The following is a 7,705-nucleotide window of genomic DNA, read 5'->3' as shown; positions in this document are numbered from 1 at the left end:
ACGGCCTCGCCCGGCTCGATCCGCAGATCGATGCCGTGCACCACCTCCTTACCCGCGAACCCGACTCGCAGATTCTCGACCGCGATCAGACTCATACCGATGGCCTTCCGTCATAGTGCCGCTGCCAGTGCCGTCCGAGCGAGCTCACCGCGATCACCGTGGCGGTCACCGCCACGCCGGGCAGCACGGCGATCCACCAGGCATTGCGCAGATAGTTACGTCCCTCGGCGAGCATCGCGCCCCATTCCGGTTCCGGCGGCTGCGGACCCATCCCCAGGAAGCTCAGACCGGCCGCGCCGAGGATCGCGGTGCCGAGGCCGATGGTGGCCAGGATCGGGACCTGCGCGACCGCGTGCGGCAGGACGTGCCGCCGCACCAGCGTTGCTCTGGTGAGCCCAAACGTCCGTGCCTGTTCGACATACCCGGACTCCTGCACGACGAGGGTCTGCGCGCGCACCACCCTGGCGAACCGGGGGATCGAGGCGATGCCGAGCGCGAAGATCAGGTTCGTGGTGCCGGGACCGGTGAACGAGATCAGGACCAGTGCGAGCAGGAGATCGGGGAAGGCCGAGACCACGTCGAGGAACCGGGTGATCAGCTCGTCGAGCGACCCGCGCGCCAGCCCGGACAGCAGGCCGAGCGCCGTGCCCGCCACCACCGCGATCGCGACGGCGGTGACGCCGATCAGCAGCGAGTAGCGCGCACCGTGGATGACCCGGGTGAGAACGTCGCGGCCCAGGTGATCGGTGCCGAACCAATGCTGCGCACTCGGCGGCAGTTGGGCGGCAAGGGGATCGGCGGCGAGCGGATCGGCACCGGTCAGCAGGGAAGGCGCGACCACCGCGATCACGACCAGTCCCACGGTCAGCGCGGCGACCGCGACGCCCGGCGCGACGGCGAAGCCCTGCGCGTGCGGTACTCGGGTGGCCGTCATCGATTCCCTCCATCGCGTGAGTCACGGCGCAGGCGTGGGTCGAGCCACAGGTAGAGCAGGTCGACCAGCGTGCTGATCACCACGTAGACGAACGCCGAGAGGATCGCCACCGCGAGCACCACTGGAAGATCCTGTGCGAGAACGGCTTCGACGGTCACCCGCCCCAGGCCGGGGCGACCGAAGACTTCTTCGATGATCACCGCACCGCCCAGCAATCCGCCGACCAACCAGCCGGTCAGGGTCACCGCGGGCAGGGCCGCGTGGCGCAACCCGTGCCGCAGCCGCAGCGCGCTCTCGCTTACCGACCACGACCGCACCGTCACCGCGAACGGTTCGTCGAGCGCTCGCTCCAGCCCGTCACGCAGCACCTGGGAGATCACCGCGCCCAGTGACAGACCGAGTGCGAGTGCGGGCAGAACCAAGGCCGACAGCCCCTTGTTCGCCGCCACCGGAAAGATCTTCAGCTGGAAGCTGAACACCGACAGCAACACGATGCCGAGCCAGAAGGAGGGCGTCGAAACAAGCGCCAGTTCCACCGCGTTCGCGATGGCGCGCGATCGCCGCCGCTGCGCCGTGCTCGTCGCGACGACGACCGCGAACACCAGCGCCACCAGCAACGCGGCACCGGTCAGCGCCAAGGTGGGGCCCGCCTGCGAGCCGATGACTTCCGACACCGGCCGCTGCAACACGTAGGAACGCCCGAAATCCCCGTGCGCCACATTCCACAGGTAGCGGGCGTACTGGACAACGGCCGGGCTGTCGAGTCCCCATTCGGCACGGATGGCGGCCTCGACCTCCGGGGTGCGCTGCTGTTCGCCGAGCAACACGTCGACCGTGTCGCCCGGCGCCAGCCGCACACCGAGGAACGACAGCGTGGTCGCGCCCCACAGCACGCCGAGACCCGTGATCACCCGCAGCGTGATCCTTTTGGCTGTGCCGACGCGAGCATCGCTGTCCACGGTGGTGGTCACGACCTCCGGTGCGATCGCTTCCGTCGTCATCGGTGGCTATCCACGATCGACCCAGATGTCGTACGCGTTCTCCGCGAGCTGCTTGTACGGACGGTATCCCGCGCCGTACACGTGGGCCGCCGTCGCGATCTGGTTCTCGGGAATGTAGAGCGGCAGCCCGTAGGCCTTGTCGACGATCGCGAAGCGCTGCAACGCCGCGTACTGCTTGGCCCGCTCGGCGGAGTCGGTGGTCGAGGCGGCGGCCCGCAGCCAGGTGGACAGTTCGGGATCGGTGGCGCGGCTGTAGTTCAGCGTGCCCAGCGGCGTCGGCGGGTACCAGTGGTTCTCGATGTCGATGCCGCCGGTGATGGTGTCGGAGTTGGCGATCGACCCGAAGGCGTTCTTCTTGCGGAGCTCGCTGTAGGTGCCGAGGTCGACGTAGGACAGCTTCAGATCGATGCCCGCGTTCTGCTTGGCCTGCGCCTGCACCGCCTGCAACAGCACCTCACGCTGATCGCGCACCGTCGACTGGGCCTGCACCAGTTCGACGGTCAGCCGCTGGCCGTCCTTGGTCCGGAACCCGTCGGAATCCTTTGCCGTCCAGCCTGCTTCGTCGAGCAGCCGGTTCGAGGCGGTCTTGTCGGCGCCGTAGGTGCCCTCGATGCTCTTGTCGTAGAACAGGGTGTCGACGCTGGAGGCGATGCCCCAGCCGCGGGTGCGCTCGCCGCGATAGATCGACTGCAGCACCGCGTTGACATCGACAGAGTTGTTGAGCGCCTTGCGGACTCGTTGATCGGTGGCCGGGCCGGAGGTCGCGTTCCAGTACAGCGTGTACGGGCTGCCGTTGTTCAGCCCGGTCGAATAGGTGAAGTCGGGATTGTCCCGGAACAGTGCGGCGTCGTTGCCGGAGACACCTTCGATGAGGTCGACCTGACCGGAGGTGAGCGCGCCGGTGCGCACCGACGACTCGGGCAGGAAACGGTAGGTCACCTCGTCGAGGTAGGCCGGACCCTGATGCTTGGCGCTCTGCGGCGCCCAGTTGTAGTCGGGGTTCTTGCGGAAGTGCAGTTCCTGACCCTTCACGTAGCGGTCGAGGATGAACGGACCGGTCCCCGCGATCTCCGGCCCACCGGCCTTGAGCTGCGGCTTGTCCCACGCGGCCGAGGAGATGATGGGGAAACCGGCGGCGAAGTCGAGGAACGGCGCGTACGGGTCCTTCAGGGTGAACACCACGGTGCGCTCGTCGCGGGCGGTGACCGCGGCCAGATGTGACAGCGGCCCGGCGGACCAGCCGCCGGAATAGGACACGTCCTGCATCGTGGTGAAGTTGCGCGCCACGGCGGTCGCGGTGAGCGGATTGCCGTCGGTGAACTTCACGCCCTCACGCAGGGGGAAGGTGTAGGTGAGCCCGTCGGGCGAGATCTCGTGGCCGGTGGCCAGCCACGAGACGAAACCGCCCTCGGTGGTGCGCGCGAGGAGCGACTCGAAGACGTTGCGCAACATCAGGTGCGTATTGCTCTGCCCGTTGAGGTGCGGGTTCAACGTGGTCGGCTCGGTCTCCACCCCCCACGTCAACGAGCCGCCGCTGACCGGTTGCGCCGATTCGCGTGCCGCGGTGTCCGTTCCACCACACGCGGTCGCCAGCACGGCCACCGCCGATACCAGAGCTGTGGCAAGTAGTCGCCGATGTCGCATCACAGCGCGGCGCCCCTCTCTTCGATGAGAAACAGTGATTGAGCTGTGGTGACCACGGCGCCTTCGGCCGCGGTCACGGTGACGATCCCCGCATGGGTGGCGGTCAGTTCGTGTTCGAGCTTCATGGCCTCGACCACGCCGAGCAGCTGTCCCTTCTCGACCGGGTTGCCCGATTCGACGTGGAGCTGCACGAGGGTGCCCGGCATGGGCGAGCGGATCTCGGGATCCGTCGCCGTTGTGCCGAGCGAGTGGTATTCGGCGTAGCGCACCTGCCGGGAAACCCCGGCTACCTGGCAGCTCCAGCCCTCGCCGTCGCGTCGTACGACGCAGGGGGTGGAGCCGACCGTGATCGTGTCGCCGTCGGTTCGCCGAGCGGTGATGCCCACATCGGTCGTCGGCCGGGTGGTGGCATCAGGGCCGGTGGTGGCTTGCGCGGCGGTGCCGCTCGAGTCGACGGTTCCCTCGCGCACGAGCACCGCGTCGCCCTCGTAGCCGCCGACTCGCACCGTGAAGGCGCGCCCGTCGACCGACAGATCGAGGCTGCCGAGGTCGCGATCGGCGGGATCGAGCCAGGCCCGATCACCTCCAGGCGCCCCGGTCGACCATGGTGTCGCACGGTCGGGCGCGGTCAGCGCGGCGGCCACCGCGAGGGCGCTCAGTTCGTCGGGATCGGCGAACTCGGCGACCGGATCGATCCGGTCCAGATAGGCGGTGTCGTGCTCGGCGGCCGCGACGATCGGTGCGGCGAGCACACGTGCGACGAAACCGAGGTTGGTCGAAATGCCCTGCCAGCGAATGTCTTCGCATGCTCGCCGTGCGGCGGCGAGCGCGCCGTCGCGGGTGGTGCCGGTGGCGACGAGTTTGGCGATCATCGGATCGAACCCGCCGCTGACATCGAGCCGGCGGGTGAAGGCGCGTTCGACGCGAACATCCGGCCAGTGGGTGACCTCCAGCCCGCCAGGGCACGGCAGGAACGACCGGAACGGGTCCTCGGCGTACATCCGCACCTGCACCGAAGCGCCCGAGTACGCGATGTCCGTCTGCTCGGCGGGCAGCGGTTCGCCCGCGGCGACCCGCAATTGCCACTCCACCAGATCGAGGCCGGTGATTTCCTCGGTGACGGTGTGCTCCACCTGCAAGCGCGTGTTCATCTCGATGAAGAAGAACTCGTCACCGACCAGCAGGAACTCGAAAGTTCCCGCGCCCACGTACTGCAGAGCCTTCGTCCCCTGCACCGCGGCGGCGAACATCGCCGTGCGCACCGCATCGGGAATCCGTGGGGCCGGGGCCTCCTCGATCACCTTCTGATGCCGCCGTTGCAGCGAGCAGTCGCGATCGAAAAGGTGAACAGCGTGGCCGAATTCGTCGCCGAAGACCTGCACCTCGATGTGACGTGCGCGCTCGACGTACCGCTCCAGATGCAGGCGGCCGTCGGCGAAAGCCGCTGTCGCGGTGCGGGATGCAGACGCCAGTGCCTCGCGCAGTCCGGCGGCCGAGCGCACCACCGACATGCCCTTGCCGCCACCGCCGCCCGCGGGCTTGACGATCAGCGGGTACCCGATGTCGGCTGCCCCGCCCACCAGGGCGTCGAGGTCTTCGCTCGCCCGCACGGTGCCGGGCAGTACCGGCACACCCGCCTCGGCCATGACCTGGCGCGCGGAGGACTTGTCGGCCATCGTCTCGATCACCCGGGAACTCGGGCCGGCGAACACCAATCCGGCAGCCCGGACCGCGCGCGCGAAATCGGCGTTCTCGGACAGGAACCCGTATCCCGGATGCACGGCGTCACAACCGGTTTCGGTCGCGGCGTGCACCAGCGCCTCGATATCGAGATACCCCTCGGGCAGCGCGACGGTCGACACCGCCGCCGCGTGATAGGTGAGCGACCGGTCCGCCGCCACGCTCACGGTCACGTACTCGATGCCGAGGCGATCGCAGGTGCGGGCGATCCGGGCGGCGATCTCGCCCCGGTTCGCGATGAGTAGTCGGGAGATCACAGCCGGAACACCCCGAAGTTCGAACCCGCGGGCTGCGGCCGATCCCAGCGCTCGTGCGCCAGCGACAGGCACCGTGCCAACCACGAGCGGGTGTCCTCCGGTTCGACCACGGCGTCGATCCACATGCGGGCCGCGATATAGGTCGGCAGCGATTGGCGCTCGAAGCTGTCGATGATCGGCTGCTTGATGGCGGCTTCCTCGGCGGCGCTGAGCTCCTTGCCCTCGCGGCGCAGCCGGTCACGCTTGAGGATCGCCATCACCGCCGCTGCCTGTTCGCCACCGACCCCGGTGGAGCGGGCATTGGGCCACATCGCCATGAACTGGCCGCCCATCGACCGCCCCGACATCGCGAAATTGGCGGCGCCGAAACTGCCGCCGATCACCAGCGAGATCTTCGGCACCGTGGCGCACGAGACCGCGTTCACCATCTTCGCGCCGTGTTTGGCGATTCCGGCCCGCTCGTACTCCTCGCCGACCATGAACCCACTCACGTTGTGCACGAACAACAGTGGGATGCGGCGCTGTTCGCAGATCTGGATGAAGTTGGTGGCCTTGAGCGCGCTGTCGGGGAAGATCACGCCCTGATTGGCGATGATCCCGACCTCGTAACCCGCGATCCGGGCGGTCGCGCAGACGATCGTGATGCCGTAGTCCTTGCGGTACTCGACCCACGAGGTGGCATCGACCACGCAGCGCAGAATCGCGCGGACGTCCATCTCCTTCTTGGTGGTCGCCGGAATCAGATCCGGCAGCCGCGCCGGATCGTCGGCGGGCTCGAGCGCCTCGAAGGCCGGCGGACGCACACGGTCACCGGGGGTACGGGACACGATGTCGCGCACCATGGCCAGCGCTTCCAGTTCGTTCGCCGCGAGATGATCGGCCACCGCGGTGTCGCGGACGTGCAGATCGGCGCCGCCGAGAGTCTGCGCGTCGACCACCACGCCCGTGGCGGCCTCCACCAGCTGCGGCCCGCCGAGGAAGACGGTGCTCAGATCCTTGACCATCACGGTCTCATCGCTCATCGCCGGGATGTAGGCGCCACCCGCCGTGCAGATGCCGAGCACGGCCGAGATCTGCGGCAAGCCGAGGGCCGACATCTCCGCGATATTGCGGAACATCTTTCCGAGGTGCTCCTCGTCGGGGAAGATCTCCTCCTGCAACGGCAGGTAGATCCCGCCCGAGTCGGCCAGATACACACACGGCAGGCGGTACTCCCTGGCCAGCTTCTGCCCGCGCAGGTGCTTCTTGATCGTGAGCGGATAGAAGGTTCCGCCCTTCACGTGCGGATCGTTGGCGAACACCATGCACGGTCTGCCGTGGATGGTGCCGATGCCGACGATCAGCGCGGCGGCGGGTAGATCGGTGTCGTAGACCTCGTGCGCGGCGAGGCGACCGATCTCCAGGAACGGTGTCCCCGGGTCCAGGATGCGGTTGACCCGTTCGCGCACCGGCAGTTTCGCGTCGCCGTGGCGCCGGCGCGGCGCCACGATCTCGGCGGTGTGGTCACGCAGCAGGGCGCGTTGGGCTTCGAATCCGAGGGTGTTCTCGATGACGGCGGTCATGCTGGTAGTTCCTCCCGGTCCTGATGCGCGGCGAGACTCGAGCTCAGGGTGTCGGCGAAGCGGCGGATCGTGTCGGGGTCGAGGTCGGCCCGCAGCATCAGGCGCAGGCCCGCGCTGCCGCGGCGGATGATCGGGAAGAACACCGGCGAGGTGTAGAAACCGGCGTCGAGCATGTCCCGGGCCACGGCGACGGTGACGTCCTCCTGCCCGATGCTCACGAACCGGATCGGCAGGCCGTCACCGGCGAGGTCGGTGTCGACCAGCGAGTCGAACAGGCGGACCCGCTCCTGGAGCGCGACCTGGAGCCGGTCGACGGTGCCGTCGTCGTGGAGGTCGCAGGCGGCGATGATCGCGCCGAGTCCGGCGGTGTTGACGCGCTGCGACCACATCAGCGGGCCGCTCGTGCGCAACAGGGTGGGCGTGCGGGACGCGTCGCCCGCCGCGCCGAAGAAGATCACGCCGCCGCTGGCGCCGAAGCCTTTGTTGAGCGAGGCGATCACGAGGGTTCGTTCCTCCCCGTACTGGAACTCCTGCCGAGGAGCCGGCGGCCGACGGGCCCGCCTACGG

The 7,705-nt window shown here is 68.5% G+C and carries 5 protein-coding genes and 1 pseudogene; all 6 read right to left on the bottom strand.

Features of this window, described 5'->3' with window-relative positions:
- Positions 1-91: 91 nt before the first annotated feature.
- Entirely contained in the window at positions 92-934 is an 843-nt protein-coding gene (locus ACFWF3_RS16405) for an ABC transporter permease (protein WP_379314317.1), read from the bottom strand.
- The gene (locus ACFWF3_RS16400) at positions 931-1,935 is read right to left on the bottom strand and encodes an ABC transporter permease (protein ID WP_379314316.1); all 1,005 of its coding nucleotides are present in this window, start codon (positions 1,933-1,935) and stop codon (positions 931-933) included. The genes ACFWF3_RS16405 and ACFWF3_RS16400 overlap by 4 nt, the downstream gene beginning before the upstream one ends.
- Positions 1,936-1,941: 6 nt before the next feature.
- On the bottom strand, positions 1,942-3,537 hold the full coding sequence (locus tag ACFWF3_RS16395; protein WP_378993059.1) for an ABC transporter substrate-binding protein: 1,596 nt from the start codon (positions 3,535-3,537) through the stop codon (positions 1,942-1,944).
- Positions 3,538-3,578: 41 nt separating this feature from the next.
- A complete protein-coding gene (locus ACFWF3_RS16390; RefSeq protein ID WP_379314315.1) occupies positions 3,579-5,576 on the bottom strand; it encodes an acetyl/propionyl/methylcrotonyl-CoA carboxylase subunit alpha in 1,998 nt (665 codons plus the stop codon).
- Positions 5,573-7,138: an acyl-CoA carboxylase subunit beta gene (locus tag ACFWF3_RS16385; protein WP_379314314.1), complete on the bottom strand. Its 1,566-nt coding sequence runs from the start codon at positions 7,136-7,138 to the stop codon at positions 5,573-5,575. Before ACFWF3_RS16385 ends, ACFWF3_RS16390 begins: the two co-directional genes overlap by 4 nt.
- Positions 7,135-7,705, bottom strand: a pseudogene (locus tag ACFWF3_RS16380) (hypothetical protein); the annotation flags it as partial. The gene ACFWF3_RS16385 and the pseudogene ACFWF3_RS16380, both read right to left, overlap by 4 nt.

The sequence above is a fragment of the Nocardia sp. NPDC060220 genome (assembly GCF_042727815.1).
In the GTDB taxonomy this organism is placed as follows: Bacteria; Actinomycetota; Actinomycetes; order Mycobacteriales; family Mycobacteriaceae; genus Nocardia.
Note: the sequence above shows the minus strand (reverse complement) of the source record. Positions and strands in the feature narration are given on the sequence as shown.